Origin of the sequence: Sphingobium yanoikuyae, assembly GCF_013001025.1 — a bacterium.
GTDB lineage: Bacteria > Pseudomonadota > Alphaproteobacteria > Sphingomonadales > Sphingomonadaceae > Sphingobium > Sphingobium yanoikuyae_A.
In genome coordinates this window covers 3,397,330-3,412,301 of the sequence record NZ_CP053021.1, presented here as the reverse complement: position 1 = coordinate 3,412,301, position 14,972 = coordinate 3,397,330, and the positions used below count along the sequence as shown (strand labels likewise).

17 protein-coding genes and 1 tRNA gene are annotated in these 14,972 nt (G+C 64.8%); 6 read left to right on the top strand and 12 right to left on the bottom strand.

What is annotated here, in order from left to right:
* From HH800_RS16620 to HH800_RS16610, 3 genes are read left to right on the top strand one after another with little or no spacing between them, the layout of a single operon-like run.
* Entirely contained in the window at positions 1-3,072 is a 3,072-nt protein-coding gene (locus HH800_RS16620) for an efflux RND transporter permease subunit (protein ID WP_169861737.1), read from the top strand.
* Entirely contained in the window at positions 3,069-3,368 is a 300-nt protein-coding gene (locus HH800_RS16615) for a DUF3240 family protein (protein WP_037517534.1), read from the top strand. The genes HH800_RS16620 and HH800_RS16615 overlap by 4 nt, the downstream gene beginning before the upstream one ends.
* On the top strand, positions 3,365-4,606 hold the full coding sequence (locus tag HH800_RS16610; RefSeq protein ID WP_169861736.1) for a TolC family protein: 1,242 nt from the start codon (positions 3,365-3,367) through the stop codon (positions 4,604-4,606). The genes HH800_RS16615 and HH800_RS16610 overlap by 4 nt, the downstream gene beginning before the upstream one ends.
* 105 nt (positions 4,607-4,711) lie before the next feature.
* Here the strand turns inward: HH800_RS16610 and HH800_RS16605 are convergent, their stop codons facing one another.
* A complete protein-coding gene (locus HH800_RS16605; protein WP_169861735.1) occupies positions 4,712-5,047 on the bottom strand; it encodes a hypothetical protein in 336 nt (111 codons plus the stop codon).
* A 200-nt stretch (positions 5,048-5,247) separates the two neighbouring features.
* Positions 5,248-5,394, bottom strand: coding sequence for a hypothetical protein (locus tag HH800_RS16600; RefSeq protein WP_169861734.1), 147 nt, complete (start codon positions 5,392-5,394; stop codon positions 5,248-5,250).
* Between the two features lie 101 nt (positions 5,395-5,495).
* Here HH800_RS16600 and HH800_RS16595 point away from each other — a divergent pair, with 101 nt between their 5' ends.
* Positions 5,496-6,164: a response regulator transcription factor gene (locus tag HH800_RS16595; protein ID WP_017498941.1), complete on the top strand. Its 669-nt coding sequence runs from the start codon at positions 5,496-5,498 to the stop codon at positions 6,162-6,164.
* A 23-nt stretch (positions 6,165-6,187) separates the two neighbouring features.
* On the opposite strand, the gene HH800_RS16590 is transcribed toward HH800_RS16595, so the two are convergent.
* The 6 genes from HH800_RS16590 to HH800_RS16565 all read right to left on the bottom strand — a co-directional run bounded on the left by HH800_RS16590 (position 6,188) and on the right by HH800_RS16565 (position 11,878).
* Positions 6,188-6,727: a hypothetical protein gene (locus HH800_RS16590; RefSeq protein ID WP_169861733.1), complete on the bottom strand. Its 540-nt coding sequence runs from the start codon at positions 6,725-6,727 to the stop codon at positions 6,188-6,190.
* A 25-nt stretch (positions 6,728-6,752) separates the two neighbouring features.
* Positions 6,753-7,337: a hypothetical protein gene (locus HH800_RS16585; protein WP_169861732.1), complete on the bottom strand. Its 585-nt coding sequence runs from the start codon at positions 7,335-7,337 to the stop codon at positions 6,753-6,755.
* On the bottom strand, positions 7,334-9,370 hold the full coding sequence (locus HH800_RS16580) for a hypothetical protein (protein ID WP_169861731.1): 2,037 nt from the start codon (positions 9,368-9,370) through the stop codon (positions 7,334-7,336). The genes HH800_RS16585 and HH800_RS16580 overlap by 4 nt, the downstream gene beginning before the upstream one ends.
* A gap of 195 nt (positions 9,371-9,565) precedes the next feature.
* Entirely contained in the window at positions 9,566-10,588 is a 1,023-nt protein-coding gene (locus tag HH800_RS16575) for a hypothetical protein (protein WP_169861730.1), read from the bottom strand.
* A 28-nt stretch (positions 10,589-10,616) separates the two neighbouring features.
* Positions 10,617-11,438: a hypothetical protein gene (locus HH800_RS16570; protein ID WP_169861729.1), complete on the bottom strand. Its 822-nt coding sequence runs from the start codon at positions 11,436-11,438 to the stop codon at positions 10,617-10,619.
* A 116-nt stretch (positions 11,439-11,554) separates the two neighbouring features.
* Positions 11,555-11,878, bottom strand: a complete 324-nt coding sequence (locus HH800_RS16565) for a hypothetical protein (protein ID WP_169861728.1) — start codon at positions 11,876-11,878, stop codon at positions 11,555-11,557.
* 253 nt (positions 11,879-12,131) lie between these two features.
* Here HH800_RS16565 and HH800_RS29500 point away from each other — a divergent pair, with 253 nt between their 5' ends.
* Complete coding sequence (locus tag HH800_RS29500; RefSeq protein ID WP_081260945.1) at positions 12,132-12,431, top strand: winged helix-turn-helix domain-containing protein; 300 nt, start codon at positions 12,132-12,134, stop codon at positions 12,429-12,431.
* On the opposite strand, the gene HH800_RS29615 is transcribed toward HH800_RS29500, so the two are convergent.
* The 3 genes from HH800_RS29615 to HH800_RS16550 all read right to left on the bottom strand — a co-directional run bounded on the left by HH800_RS29615 (position 12,399) and on the right by HH800_RS16550 (position 13,373).
* On the bottom strand, positions 12,399-12,782 hold the full coding sequence (locus HH800_RS29615; protein WP_419248210.1) for a phage integrase central domain-containing protein: 384 nt from the start codon (positions 12,780-12,782) through the stop codon (positions 12,399-12,401). The genes HH800_RS29500 and HH800_RS29615 overlap by 33 nt on opposite strands.
* The gene (locus HH800_RS29110) at positions 12,731-13,150 is read right to left on the bottom strand and encodes an Arm DNA-binding domain-containing protein (protein ID WP_235681903.1); all 420 of its coding nucleotides are present in this window, start codon (positions 13,148-13,150) and stop codon (positions 12,731-12,733) included. Before HH800_RS29110 ends, HH800_RS29615 begins: the two co-directional genes overlap by 52 nt.
* Before the next feature lie 132 nt (positions 13,151-13,282).
* Positions 13,283-13,373, bottom strand: a tRNA-Ser gene (locus HH800_RS16550).
* A gap of 138 nt (positions 13,374-13,511) precedes the next feature.
* On the opposite strand from HH800_RS16550, the gene HH800_RS16545 reads away from it, so the two are divergent.
* The gene (locus tag HH800_RS16545; protein ID WP_169861727.1) at positions 13,512-14,414 is read left to right on the top strand and encodes a peptidylprolyl isomerase; all 903 of its coding nucleotides are present in this window, start codon (positions 13,512-13,514) and stop codon (positions 14,412-14,414) included.
* On the opposite strand, the gene HH800_RS16540 is transcribed toward HH800_RS16545, so the two are convergent.
* Positions 14,411-14,878: an Lrp/AsnC family transcriptional regulator gene (locus tag HH800_RS16540; RefSeq protein ID WP_069338080.1), complete on the bottom strand. Its 468-nt coding sequence runs from the start codon at positions 14,876-14,878 to the stop codon at positions 14,411-14,413. The genes HH800_RS16545 and HH800_RS16540 overlap by 4 nt on opposite strands.
* Positions 14,879-14,972 lie beyond the last annotated feature (94 nt).

The following is a 14,972-nucleotide window of genomic DNA, read 5'->3' as shown; positions in this document are numbered from 1 at the left end:
ATGCTCAAATCGCTCGCCGCCTGGGCGCTGTCCTATCGCCTGATCGTCATCGCGCTCGCCCTGCTGACCGCCGGGCTGGGCGCCTGGGCCTTCGTCAACCTGCCTGTCGATGCCTATCCCAACATCGCCCAGACCCAGGTGAAGGTGATCCTCAAGGCCCCCGGCATGACACCGGAGGAGGTGGAAAGCCGCGTCATCACCCCGATCGAGATGGAGATGCTGGGCATTCCGGGGCAGGCGATCCTGCGTTCCTCGGCCAAATATGCGATCGCCGACATCACCATCGATTTCGTCGATGGCACCGACATCTACTGGGCGCGCCAACAGGTCGCCGAACGCCTGTCGGGCGTGATGGGCGATCTGCCGCCAGCGGTATCGGGCGGCATGGCGCCGATCTCGACCCCCTTGTCCGATATCTTCATGTTCACGATCGAAGGGCCTTTGAGCCTGGAGGAAAAGCGCACCCTGCTCGACTGGACGATCCGACCGGCGCTGCGCACCGTGCCGGGCGTCGCCGACGTCAATGCGCTGGGCGGCTATGTCCGCACCTTCGAAGTGCGCCCCGATCCGATCGCGCTCGCCAGCGCGGGCCTCGGCATCGCCGATCTTCAGGAAGCGATCGAGCGCGGCAACCGCAATGACGGCGCCGGTCGCCTGTCGCAGGGTGAGGAATCGCTGATCGTCCGGGCCGTCGGCGCGATCCGGTCGGAGGCGGACCTCCAGTCGATGGTGATCGCCACCCGCAATGGCCGCATCGTCCGCATGGGCGATGTCGCGACCGTCGGCACCGGCAGCCTGACCCGCTATGGCGCCGTTACCGCCAACGGCAAGGGCGAAGCGGTGCAGGGGCTGGTGATCGCGCTGCGCGGTGCCGATGCCCGCGCCGTGGTCGATGGCGTCAAGGCGCGCGTCGCCGAACTGGAAAAGACCCTGCCACAGGGCACGAAGATCGCCGTCTTCTATGACCGATCCGACCTGATCGGCCGCGCCGTCGGCACGGTCGAAAAGGCGCTGATCGAGGCGACCATATTGGTCATCATCCTGCTGATCCTGTTCCTGGGCGACTGGCGCGCGGCGGCGATCGTGGCCGCCACTTTGCCGATGTCGGCACTCGTCACCTTCCTCATGATGCGCGGCATGGGCCTGTCGGCCAACCTCATGAGCCTTGGCGGTCTGGCCATCGCCATCGGCATGCTGGTCGACGGCGCGGTCGTGGTGGTCGAAAATATCGTCGAACGGCTCAATCATGCGAAGGATGACGGCCCGCCGCGACTGCACCATGTCTATCGCGCCACCAGCGAAGTCGTGGTGCCGGTGTCGGCCGGCATCGTCATCATCGCGCTCGTCTTCCTGCCCCTGCTCTCGCTCGAAGGGCTGGAGGGCAAGCTGTTCGCCCCGGTCGCGCTCACCATCATCTTCGCGCTGGCGGGATCGCTGCTGATCGCGCTCACGCTGGTCCCGGTGCTCGCCTCGCTCGGCCTCAAGGCCGGTCATCATGGCGAACCCTGGATCATGCGCAAGCTGACGCCGCGCTATCGGGCGCTGCTCGACGGTGCCTTTGGCCGCAAACGGCTGGTCTATGGCCTGGCCTCGCTCGGCCTGGCGCTGGCGGGCCTGGCCTATGGGGCGGTCGGCAAGACCTTCATGCCGTCGATGGATGAAGGCTCGGTGATCGTCCAGACCGCCAAGCTGCCGACCATCAATCTCGACCAGTCGGTGCTGGGCGACACGGCGGTGCAGCGGTCGCTGATGAAGGATGTGCCCGAAATCGCTCAGATCATCGCCCGCGTCGGCACCGACGAGATCGGTCTCGATCCGATGAGCCCGAACGAGACCGACAGTTTCGTGGTGCTGAAACCCCAGCAAGAATGGCGCGGCGACAAGGCATTCGTCGTCGATGAAATCCGCAAGTCGCTCGATCGGCTGCCCGGTATCGAGCCGACCTTCACTCAGCCGATCGAGATGCGCGTGTCGGAAATGCTGACCGGATCGCGCGGCGACCTTGCCGTCAAGATTTTCGGCCCGGACCTCGCCACCCTGTCGAACCTTGCCGGACAGGTGCAGAAGATATTGTCGAAGACGCGCGGCGCTTCGGAGGTGATGACCGTCGCCAACGATCATGTCGACTATCTCCAGCTCGATATCGATCGCGCCGCCGCCGGCCGTTTCGGCATGCCGATCGACCAGATGCAGGACACGCTGCGTGCCCAGATCGAGGGCGTGCATGCCGGCGTCGTCGCCGACGGGCAAAAGCGCGTACCGATCCTGGTCAAGGGCGACGAGACGATCCGCAGCGACGCGACCCGCTTTGCCGACCTGCCGCTGCGCACGCCCGACGGCACCGTCGCGCGGGTCAGCGACATGGCGCGGGTCGAACGCACCGAGGGGCCGGTCAAGCTCGACCATGAAAATGGCTCGCGCTACGCGCTGGTCCAGGCCTTCGTCTCGGGCCGCGATCTGGTCGGCTATGTCGATGAGGCGCGCGCCACCGTCGATCGCGAGATCAAGATGCCGGCCGGCTATCGCATGGTCTGGGGCGGCCAGTTCGAAAATCAGCAGCGCGCCTCCGCCCGGCTGATGCTGGTCATCCCGGCCGCGCTGCTGCTGATCCTGCTGGTGCTGCTCATGACCCTGCGCTCGATGCGCGCGTCGCTGCTGATCCTCGCCAACATTCCCTTCGCCATGGTCGGCGGCATCATCTCGCTCTGGGTATCGGGCCAATATCTCTCCGTGCCCGCGTCGGTCGGTTTCATCGCGCTGCTCGGCATCGCGGTGCTGAACGGCCTCGTTCTCGTCGCCTATTTCCGCCAGTTGCGCGAAGAAGGGCAGAGCATGGCCCAGGCCGTGCGACTCGGCGCCGAACGCCGGCTGCGCCCGGTGCTGATGACCGCCAGCATCACGGCCTTCGGCCTTGTCCCGCTGATGTTCGCGACCGGGCCAGGGTCGGAAATCCAGAAGCCGCTCGCCATCGTGGTGATCGGCGGACTGGTCAGTTCGACCCTGCTCACCCTCATCCTCCTGCCCATCCTGTTCGAGCGCTTCGGTGAAGGCGCCACGGAAGCCCGATCATGACCGACATGTTGCTGACCTTCTATTGCGCCGCGATCGACCGCGACGGCGTGGCCGACGCGCTGCGCGGCCACACCCAGGCGCCGCTCCATCTGCGCGACGAGCAGGTGCTGGGCCGCGATTTCGCCGATGCCGGCGCGGGCGAGCAGGTGCGCGGCACACTGCGCCGGGCGGCGATCGACCTGATCGTGGCGGCGGACGATGTCGCCCCGCTGGTCGCCGCCGTCACCGATGCGCGGCGGGGCCATCCGGTCCGCTGGCACGCCTGCCCGGTCGCGGCACGGGGGCGCATCGCATGATCCGTGCGCTTCTCCTGTCGGCCACCGCCCTCATTACCACGCCGGCTTTCGCCCAGCGCACCGACCTGCCGCCCGAACCCTTGGTGGTCGAAGCGCTTGATAGCCATCCCGCCGTGGCTGCGGCACAAGCGCGCGTGCGCTCGGCCGAGGCCGGCGCCGCCATGCTCCGCCGGGGTGCCCATGAATTTACCTTCCAGGGCACGGTCTCCCGCCGCTCGGCCGAGGGGGAGGGCGATTATGGCGAATATGACGTCAACCTCACCCGCCCGTTCCGCCTGCCCGGCAAGGCGTCGCTGGATCGCAAGGCCGGCGAACTCGGCGTCGAGGTGGCGCATAACCTGATGGAGGATGTGCGGCATCAGACCGCGCTCGCCTTTTCCGATCTCTGGCATGACTGGCTGGTCGCCAGTGCCCAGCATCGCACCGACCTCGATTCCGCTGCCAGCCTGACGCAGGACATGGCGGCCGTGCGCCGCCGTGCCCAGTTGCGTGACGCGTCGCTACTGGACGTCGACCAGGCTGAAGCCGCGCTGGCTCAGGCGCAAGCGCAGGCCGCGACCTCCCGCGCGGCGCGGGATGAGGCGCGGGTTAAGCTCGCCGCCGGCTTCCCCGGCCTCGCTCTGCCTGAAGAGGCGCCCTTGCTTGCCGATCCGGCCATGCCCGCCACGGCGCTGGAGGATCTGCGCAATCTGGTGATCGAGCGCAGCCATGAAATTCGCGCGTCGGAGCGGGAGGCGCAGCGGCTGGCCATGGTCGCCCGCCGCGCCTCGGCCGATCGCATCGCCGATCCTTCATTCGGCGTGCGCGTCTTCAGCGAACGGGGCGGGCTGGAGAAGGGCGTCGGTCTGGTCGGCTCGATTCCGCTGGGCGGTGGCTATCGCCGCGCCGCTCATGACCAGGCGACCGCAGACGCCAGCGCGGCCGAACTGGAACTGACCCGCGTGCGGCGGGAGATAGAGGCGACCGCCGCCGCCGACCTCAGCAATGTCCGCGCCCGCGAAGCGGTCTGGCGCAGCATGGAAAGCGCTGCCGCCAGCGCCGCCGCCGCCGCGACCCGGACGAAGCGGGGCTATGAACTGGGCCAGATCGACCTCGCCGATACGCTGCTCGCCCGCCGTCAGGCGAACGAGGCGCGCCGCCAGGAAATCGATGCCCGCGCCACCCTGCTGCGCGCCATCCTGCGCATCCAGATCGACGCGCATGAGGTCTGGACCTCGCAGGAAGGGCATGAGGACTAAAGTCTACAATGGGCGCGAATCTGCCATCGACGACTGGTTGCGCAATCCCATGTTCTGGACGGTCTAGGATTTCGGCAAGAGGCAGAAGGCATCGTCATCATAACGTCATCGCTGCGCACCGTAGCCGGCCCGCCGCTCCTCCCCTGTGGAGCGGCCCTCCCTGAATTCTGGTCCCGCCGCGGAGATCTTTCCGGTGGGGTCACTTTTATCTGCATCTGATAGGTTTTGGACCAGCGAATAATGGCGAACGATGGGACATTCTGCTCGGTCTGGTTCTGAGTGCAAAAATAGAAAACCGGACATTTGGATCGCATGTATGTGCTCACCACATCCGCCAACATTCCAGACATTTCGGGCCGGAATTGAGCCACCTGTTAGCTGCCTTCTGTTCATGATAACCTGATGCCGCTGGGACGAGCCTTCGATGGCTTCGTCGAGCATGCCGAGCGGGTCTCACCGACCTGCCTGGTACCGGCAAGAACCACATCGCTACGGCTCTACTCCCATAGCTGCCAACGGGAGCAGACGGACAATCGCTCCCATGGGAACCACTCGCGCCAACAGCCCTTATCGCCCAATCAACCCATTTATGAGCTCACGGCCCAATCTGCATGACGAGCGGGCTTGTTGATCGCCGGTGTTCAGAAACGCTCGGGGACTTTGCCGATCGTCGGCGAATTGACCCGGAATTTTTCCCCGATTTCTGCTTCTCGCGACGGATTGAGTTGATTTCGCGCCCGAACAGAGCGGTCGATATCGCGGAACCGGCGCTGAAGGTGTAGCTTCATGGCAAGCGACGAGGGCAATCGGTCGCAAAATTCATACAGCCCTGCGCAAATGCGACGACCACTGACGGGTGAGTTTGAGTTTGCTTATGCGTGGGGTGTATATGCGGGTGGTGATTGCCAGCGAAATTCGACTGCTTGGCGAATGCGTCGCTCATTCCTTGATGACGCGCGATTCGGCGCTCGATGTCTTGCTGACGGGTACGATTGCGGATCTGAGCGACCTCATGGCGCGCGGCCTGCGGTTCGATGTTGCCATTCTGGATCTGACGCAGGGCGTGGATCTCGACGCCGTGCGCGCCTTTCATCGTCGCTATCCCGATCTGGCGTTGCTCGCGCTCGGTCTGGAGGAGCAGGAGCAGGCCGTAGTGGCGCATGGCAGTGCCGGCTTTGGCTGCTACGTGCGCCGGGAGGACGGGATCGAGCGGCTGTACGCCACGGTGCGCGATGCGATTGCAGGACGAATGACCTGCTCGCCGGAAATTGCCGGCTCGATCATGCGCGCCCTGTTTCGCGCTCCCGGATCGGCTAGCGCGGACCCGGGCCATGGCAGGAACGCGACGCTGACCACCCGCGAGGAGGAGGTCGCAAGGCATGTCGCCGATGCGCTGTCTAACAAGGAGATCGCGCTGCTGCTCGACCTGAGCGAGTCCACCGTCAAGCATCACGTTCATTCTATCCTTAGCAAGCTGGAATTGCCCACGCGCCGGCAGTTGATGCGGCGGACGCGGATGTTCGACATGGTGACCGAGCCGACCCGTGCGTCGAGCTGAGGCCGACTTCGCAATCCACTGACTTAGCTTTTCTCGCCGCTCTTGCTCGCCCGCCGCCGAAAATCCTCGCGCAGTGCCGCCAGGCGATCGGGGAAGGCGGCGAGCTTGTCTTCCACGTCGACCCCAGCGGCGTTCAGCCGCTTCTGAACGTCAGACAGATTGCTTTGCGCGGTCCGGAGCTTCTCCGGGTCGCCGGACAGCGAGCCGAGAATTGCGCCGGGCAGCGCTTTGGCGAGGGCCAGAAGTGCAGGCAGGGCGTCGGCCGTGACGGCACTGCCCGGGGCGATCGGCGTATCGCGGGCCGCCTTGAGCGCGGCGCGAGTGCGGCCGATCTTGCGGTCGATGCGCTGGCGGATGTCGGAGAGCGCGGCCCCGAATTCCTGTTTCGCCCATTCATGGGCCTGGGCTTCGGTGACTTCGAAGCGGGCGAGGCACGATTCGCTGCAGTGCGCCTCGCCTCCGTCAAAGCGCGTGATGCGGTAGCATCCATTGCGCAAGGGCGCATCGGTGGGGATGATGAAGTGACGCTGGTCCTCCTCGTTGCGCCAGAGAATGTCGTTCATCTCTCCTACCACAGCGCATCTCCCTTCACTCTCGCGCCGCGAGGTTGCGGACGATCTGTTCCTGTTTGTCGGTGTCGCTAGTCTGCCAGCCAATGACGCCCAAATGATCGGCGGCTGCGATGACATAGTCACGGGGCGTGAGGTTCATCCGGATCGGCTGGCGGTTCTTGAAATGCACGCATTTCAGGCCAGCTACACCGTCATCCAGTCGGATCGCAGTGTAGCTGTCGGGCGTGACGCTGTCCAAGCGGCGCCATTCGGTCAGGCACTGGCCCATGCTCCTGTCCTGTTCGTCGTCGCGCTGGAATAGTTCCGGCAAGGAGGCGAGGGCGATCACGCCCTCGACAACGCCCGCGTCCGCGTCGCAACTCCAACGAAAGTCGAACCCGCCTGTGGCCGTATAGAGTTCGATCAGATCGGCCGGCAACATGTAGCCGCTGTCGTCAGTTTCCTCCCGAACGATGTCCTGCCAGTCGCGTATCTCATCCGATGGCATCACGCGGAAATCCTCGAATGTGACATGGAAGGAGGAACGCTGCGCCATTTCTTCGGCCATCGTCCGGATGTCGGTCAGCGCCTCATGCAGGCGTTTGTCAGCAGCTTTCGTCATTTTGGCCACTTCGCCTTTTTCTCGGTGATCAGCAGCAGAACGGCGGCGACTCCTTCGCTCAGCTTGTCATCCGGATTGCCGCCTTTCGTTTTGTAGAATGCGGTCATCCTTGCGGTGAACGTTCCGAGGTCGGTGAAGGCTCCGCGTAGGTCGCGTTCCTCGTCCATCGCCATTGCGAACCGGATTGGCATCCGTGTATTGTCCCCAGTGCGCATGGGTGTGGTGTTCCATGGGTCGCCCGGGCCGTGCAGCTTTTCAGATAGGAGGTGCGCGGCGACCCATTGCGGGTTTCTCCCCGCAACGAGCGGCCAGCCACGTAGCTTGCCTCTCGGTTTGCTGCCGCTGCTGCCGTCTTTGCTGAGCGGTCGCGCCGTGACGGTCGTGGCCTGCCCTGATCCGCCATGAATCTTGGTTTCGGGCATTGGGATATCGTCAATCGCGATCTCGATGATCTGGAGTTCCGGCCAGAGCTTCTCCTGCCAGTCCTCGGTCTGCTGGTCCTTGGCCTTCACATCGTCGGGCTTGGCGTCGTTCTTCGCGATCGCCGCCTTGGTGGCCTTGGTGGCCTTGGTGGCCTTGGCGGCCTGCTCGGTCGCGTCGAGCTTCTGGCGCGCGCTTTTGATCGCATCGGACGCCCGCTTCTGGCGGTCTTCGATATCCTCCTTCGATCCCGGCCCCTTCGAGAGGTTGATCGCCTTGTTCTCATATTTTGTGAGCTTCGCGCGCACCGGCCCCTTTTGTCCGCTCGCCATCATCACTTCGACGCCGCCAGTTGTCTCGGCTATCCACATTTCGTGGTTTTCGTGCGGGCCGGCCCAGTGGGCGACCTCGCCAATCTTGCCGTCAAAGTCTTTTTTGTCGTCGTCCTTCTTATCCTTGTCCTTCTTCCCCCCGATCCCGAGGGCCGCCAGCAGCGCCTTGCCCTTCTCGATCAGCCAGTCGAACGCCTTCTCGATGATGCCGAGTATCCATTTCTGGAAGCTCTTGATCTGCTTGGCGACCGCCTTGGGCAGGTCGCCAAAGCCGAGATAGTCCGCGATGAAGCCTAACACCGGCGCGACCAGCATCGCCAGTCCCTTCTCCACGGCATTGGCGAAGCCCGCGACATTGCCCGCGATGATGTCCGCCAGACCGTTCACGATCGTCTCGATAAGCGTGAAGATGCGCGCGGCGTTCTCGAAAAGACGATGCAACGCCAGACCGCGATGGTCGGCACCGAAGCGCAGATGCGCGAACAGGCGGGGACGCAGGCCCGCGCCGCCTTCACCAGCGCCAAGGAGGATGTGCAAGGCCTTCTCAAAGACCTTGTTCCCAACGCCATGAACAAGTGGGAGGCGGCGAAGACCGACCTCACCACTACTTTCAAAGCGGACCTCAAGGGCGTCGCCGATCAGGTCAAGAAGCGCCATGAAAGCACGCTCGCCGCGATCGCGGACTATTTCACCGGCCTGCCCGACTGGGCGACCGAGGGCTATGACCGGGCGGAGAAGAACTTCGCCGACGGCGTCATCAAGAAACTGCGCGAAATCTCGACCGAAGTCGACGCGATCATCAAGGCGTGCGAGGCGCGCATCAAGCAGGCGCGCGACGAGATCGCGGTCATCTTCAACTCCCTGCCCGCCTCGCTCAAGGAGTGGGCGACCAAGGAACAGGCCGGCTTCGACACCCAGCTCGACAAGCTGGGGCAGGAAGTCCACCAGACCCGCGACGCATTCAACAAGGATCTGGGCCAGCGCGCGGCGCAGGCAGTGGACGAGGTGCGCGCCGAGATCGCTGAACTGCGCAAGAAGGCGGGCGGCCTCGTCGGGCGCATCGTGGACGCCGTCAAACGCTTCGTCGACGATCCCGTCAAGTTCATCATCGAGGGGCTGCTGGAACTGCTCGGCATTTCCCCGCCCGCCTTCTGGGCGGTGGTCGCGAAGATCAAGAAGGTGGCGCGCGACATCATCGACGACCCGGTGAACTTCGCCAACAACCTCCTGAAGGGCATCGGCCAGGGCTTCAGCCAGTTCTTCGACAATTTCCCCACTCACATGATCAAGGGCTTCCTCGGCTGGCTGCTGGGCGACCTCAAGGACGTGCAGGTTCCCAAGGACTTCTCGCTTAAGAGCGTCATCACCTTCTTCCTCCAGATCATGGGCATCACCTGGCCCAATATCCGCAAGATCATCGCCAAGAAGATCGGCGAAAAGAATGTCGCGCTGATCGAGCAGGTCTGGTCGCTCGTCTCAATGCTCATCGACAAGGGGCCGGAAGGCATTTTCGAGATGATCCGGGAGAAACTCGACCCGCAGTCGATCCTCGATCAGGTGATCCAGATGGCGGTCGACTATATGGTGACGGCCATCGTGAAGGCGGTGGCCGCGCGCCTGATCCTGCTGTTCAACCCGGCGGGCGCGATCCTTCAGGCGATCGAAGCGATCTACAAGGTGCTGAAATGGGTTGCCGACCGTGCCGGCGCGATGCGCGGTGAGGGCGGCCAGCGCCCGCATCTGAAGCGCGCCCATATCCTCATTGGCCTTGGCGAGCGCTTCCTTCTGCTGCGCGACGATCTTGGCGGGATCTTCCTTCGCTGTCTGGTCCAGCTCGCCCTGCGCCTCGCGCGCCTCTGCGACCGGGCCGGACTGGACGAGCGCGGCCGCTGGCTTGTTCATGCCGGCGTCGTCGACCTTTTTGCGCGCTTCCTCTGCGTCCTTGTCGAGCGAAAGCTTGTCGGCGCCCACTGCATCGGGAACGGCTGCTTTTGCGGCGGGCGCGGCTGCGGGGGCGGCGGCGGGCTGTGGGGCGAGGGGCGGCGCGGGCGTGCCCGGCGCCGGCTCGGGCGGCTTGTCCAGCGGGCTGTAATTGTCGGTGACCTTCTTGCTTTGCGTCTCGACCGTGGAGTTGAGCGTCGCGCCCGCCGCCATTGCCTCCTTGGCGGGTTCGGCCTTGTCCAGCGCGTCCTCGTCGGGCGGGCGGGCCTCCCGCGCCTTGCCGGATGCGCCGTCGGCGTCCTTCTTTGTCTTTGCGGCATGCGACCCTTTGCCTTGCGGAGCTTGATCATTGGATGCGTGGCGAGAGGGGGCGCCGGGCGTGGCGGCCGGCGCCTTGCCGCTACCCGAGCGCGATGCGATCAGCTTGCCGACGGCTGCGGCGCCGATCCGACTTTGCAACAGGGCCGCCTGCGACAGCGGAACCTGCGCGGCCTTTGGCGGCGCCTTCGCCGGCGTCGGCGGAGGCAGCGTCTTGGCGGGCTTGCGGACTGGCTCCACGCCGCGTCTCCCCTGTCGCCCGTGGACGTCAGGACGAGATGGGGTCGGGGATCAGCGCCGGGCGGACGAAGCGGCGCACGCCCTTGTGGCGCACCTGCCAGCCATTCTGGCCGTCATTTTCCACCCAGCGTACCTCCGCGAGCAGGACGCAGCAACCGCAGGAACAGGAGGAGCCGCAGCCGCAATCCTTCGGACAGGCGGGATCATAATTGTGCTTGTCGTAACAGTCTGTCACGCGGTCGGGCAGGGTGTCGATCTCGATATCGCCGCTGCCGAACTCCTCTTCGCTCCCGCCTTCCTCGTCGCCATGCTGATTGCTGAAATCCATGCAGCCGCAGGCGCAGGTCGGCGGATCGAAAGTCACCGAGATTTCGGTGTTGAGGCGCGCCCGCGTCGCCTGCGTGCGGTCGTCCAGGGAGTCGTCGCAGACGGTGGGGCGGGGGCGGCACTTGCCGTCCTTCGCGCAGGCCAGCACCCAGAATTGGGTGAACCGCGGCGCGCCATTGGTTCCGGCGGGTGAGAGGACGCCGTCGCGCTCCTCCAGCTTGATCACAGCCGAACCGGGCAGATGCAGCGGATCGCCGCAGCCGTCAAGCGCAAGGCCGGGGTTGACGGTGACGATGAGGCCGCAATTCTCCCTGATCGACACTGTAAGGCCGCACAGCACGCCGCAGCCGAACAGGGTGCGGAACAGCAGCCGGTTCAACTCGCGGGTATAGTCCACCGCGGCCGTCAGGTCGCTGTCCTGCAGGATGAGGCCGGGAGCGTAGAGCGGTCGTTCGAGGCTGCCGGGAACGATGGTCGCCAGCCGGTGGTCGCCGCCGCCGTGGCAGTTGCAGTCATGGGTCATTTCAAGCCTCCTGCGCTGGCGGCGTGGCCGCTCGCTGCGATGGGTCGTCCTGCTTCTTCACGTCCGGCGGACCTGCCGGCACATTGTCCTTGTCTCCGCCATCGGCCTCTCCGCCGTCAGGCTCCTCCGGCGACGGTTCGACGACGAAGCTGCTGAGGAAACGGCCGCCGGGCGCGCAGTCGTCGCTGGGGACGTAGCATGTGAACGTCGCTACGGGCCGCACGGATGGCCGACGCGATCGCCGGAATGGCGGTTTCCTGCCCGATGATGAGGATTACGGCGATCTCGGGCTGCTCCCAGATCATGACGACGGCCTGCTCCACGCTGACGGGGGCCTCGCTCGCCAGGGTGACATTGGGATCGAGCGCAAGTCGTTGCCCGATAGCGTCGAACGGATCTTGCGGCCCATCTTTCACGAGAAGAATGTTGCAGGTCTCCAAGAGCGCGGCCTCCCTGGTCAAGGCTGTCAGGGTAGCGCTCCGGTGCCCAGACGATATGGCTCACGACGGATCAGACCATTCCGGCCCATCCTGCATGGCTGGGCCTCCATCGAAAGGATCAGGACGTAGGCTTGAGGGATGGATCGAAGACAGACCTTTTGGTTCAGAAAAGGTCTGTCCACTGCCTTGCGAGGATCAGCTTGCAGACCGTCAAGACGCTGCTCGCCCGGCTCGTTAACAAGGGCGTTCGCCCATGAGGTGGAGGGGCGGCGCTATCTCTATCGGTCCCTGGTGGCGCGAGGCCTATGTCGCGGGAGAATCCCGGCTGGTCGAAACCCATATGAGCCGACTGCGCACCAAGTTGAACGAGGGTGGACGTGGGGATGCGATCCGCACGGTCCGGGGATCGGGCTATATGGTGTTGAGTAGCGGCACGGCGCAGGGGATCATCGAAGGCGACTATGTCCGCCGGATGCCGGTCGTTGAACGGGCAGCGAGTTCGACCGGATATCGACCATCCTCAACCAGATGCTCGGCCGGCCTTCGACGATGATGGTCGCGGTCTGACAGTGGACCTGCAGGCGGTAGAGGTGCGGGGCGATGCGCAATCGCTCAAGCACCCAGTCGCCAATCTGCTGGAAAACATCCTGGCCCATGCCGGTAAAGGCATGGCTGCGAAATGCCCTTCTTGCTTGGGTTGTCGCGGCAGCCCCTTGGTGATCGCGCGCATGGGTGCTTTAGTCTGGCGATAGTCCGACGCATATGTCCAATGGAGAACAGTGCCGATCCGTTGCCGGACCCGTCGCGCCGTCTCGGGCTTGGCGAGCCTGATATCCGCCAGCGCGTTGCGGATCATGGGCCCTGTAATCTCATTGGCCCGCACATGGCCGATGTGCGGGAACACATAGGCCTCGAGCGTCTGGAGCCACAGTTTCTCGTGCTTCTGGTTCCGCCTGTCTTGCTGTGCGCCGCGATCACCTTGGCAGCCGCCTGGCGAAATGTGGGGATGCCCTGTGCCTTGCGCCGCTCGAAGATTGGATCCAGCCCTAGCTCCACCCAGGTTCGGATTTCTCGCGCCCGCTCCCGAGCGGTTGCCAGCGAGACTTTCGACGCGCTCCCCAAACCAAAATCGCCTCGATTCCCATCCTTCTGCGCCCGGCACATCCAGCTTTTCCCGCCGCCGGGCTTGATGAAGAGGAACAGGCCATCGCCGTCGCCGAGCCGCCCAGACCGTGTTGCTGCTTTCACAGCGGTTGCTGAAAGCTTTCCCATGCCACCAAATCTCCCACATTTCCAATCGGCCACCGGTGGACTGGCAGGGATGGACGTGGACGAGAATCGGACTGAAAGCCGCAGAAAGCTGGGCTTTTCTGATTCGGACCGGATATGAAAGGACAAGGATGATGGCGGAGCGGGAGGGATTCGAACCCTCGATACGCTTTTGACGTATACTCACTTTCCAGGCGAGCGCCTTCGACCACTCGGCCACCGCTCCGCAGGAACCCCATCGTCGCTGTAAGCGGCGTGAATCGGGTTCATATTCCATCGCACTGGAGGCGGCTCCCTATCGCGCGACAACGCACTAGGCAAGGGGATGCTTTACTTTCTTGCGCAGCAATTGTTTGATCGCGCCATGACCCTTCGCCGCCGTGCCGCGCTGCTCGCGCCCTTCATCGCCATCCTGCCCCTTGCCGCTGCCGATGCGGCCGATCCGCCGGCCACGCCCAGCGCAGTCGTGGCGCAGGCGCCGGCCAGTGCCTGGCGCACCGTCCCGGCGCAGGATCTGCTGGTGATGACGATCGAGGGCGGCAAGCGCGTGCTGATCCAGCTGGCGCCGCAATTCGGTCCGCGCCATGTCGCCAATATCCGCGCGCTCGCCACCGCCCATTGGTGGGACGGCACGAGCATCAACCGGGTGCAGGACAATTATGTCGTCCAATGGGGCGACGCGACCGAGAAGAAGCCGCTGCCCGCCGGTCTCGCGCCGACCAGTCCGGCCGACTATGTCCAGCCGCTTGGAGGCATGAAGGCGAAGCTGACGCCGCTGCCCTATCCCGATCCCTATGCGCGCGCGACAGGCTTCATCGATGGCTGGCCGGTGGCGATCGACGGGGACACCGCCTGGCTGCCGCACTGCTATGGCATGATCGGCGTCGGCCGCAACATGTCGCCCGACGCCGGCACGGGCGCGGAACTCTATACCGTGATCGGCCAGGCGCCGCGCCAGCTCGATCGCAACATCGCCGTCGTCGGCCGCGTCGTCGAGGGGATGACGGCGCTCACCAGCCTGCCGCGCGGCAGTGGTGAGTTGGGCTTCTATACCGATGCCGAGCGCAAGCTGCCGATCGTCTCGGTGCGGCTGGCAAGCGATCTGCCGCAAGCGGAGCAACCGCATGTCCAGGTGATGGATACCGGCTCGGCTAGCTTCGCCGACTATCTGCGGCTGCGCGCCAACCGGAAGGATGATTTCTACGACCGGCCGGCGGGTGGCGTCGATCTGTGCAATGCGCCGGTGCCGGTGCGATTGGCGCCTTAAAGAGGAAGATCGCGCAGCCGATAGCCGCGCCAGTCGCGGATGCGGCGGATGGCGAAGCTGGTGCGGATCGCCGACACGCCGGGCAGACGGGCGAGGCAGTCGCGATGGACCGCGTCGAAGCCCTTGAGGTCGGCGGCGGCGACCCGCAGAAGATAGTCGGCCTGGCCCGCCATCAGATGGCATTCCAATATTTCCGGGAAGCCGGCGACCGCGGTCTCGAACCGTTCCATCGCCTCGCGGCTCTGGCTGGTCAGCGAAATCTCGACAAAGGCCTGGAGCGTCAGGCCCAGCGCCGCCGGATCGAGCCGGGCGGCATAGCCCTCGATCATGCCGGCATCTTCCAGCGCGCGGATGCGGCGATGGCAGGCGGAGGAGGAGAGGCCGATCTGCTCGCCCAGCTCGTTCATCGACCGGCGGGAATCGCTCTGCAGCGCCTCCAGCAACGCGATGTCGAACCGATCCATGCAATGTCATCCCGATGAAATAAGATTTCGCGATATATCATCCTGCATGCGGGCGATCGCAAGCGCAAATCAGGGAACAATCGTCACCCGCTTG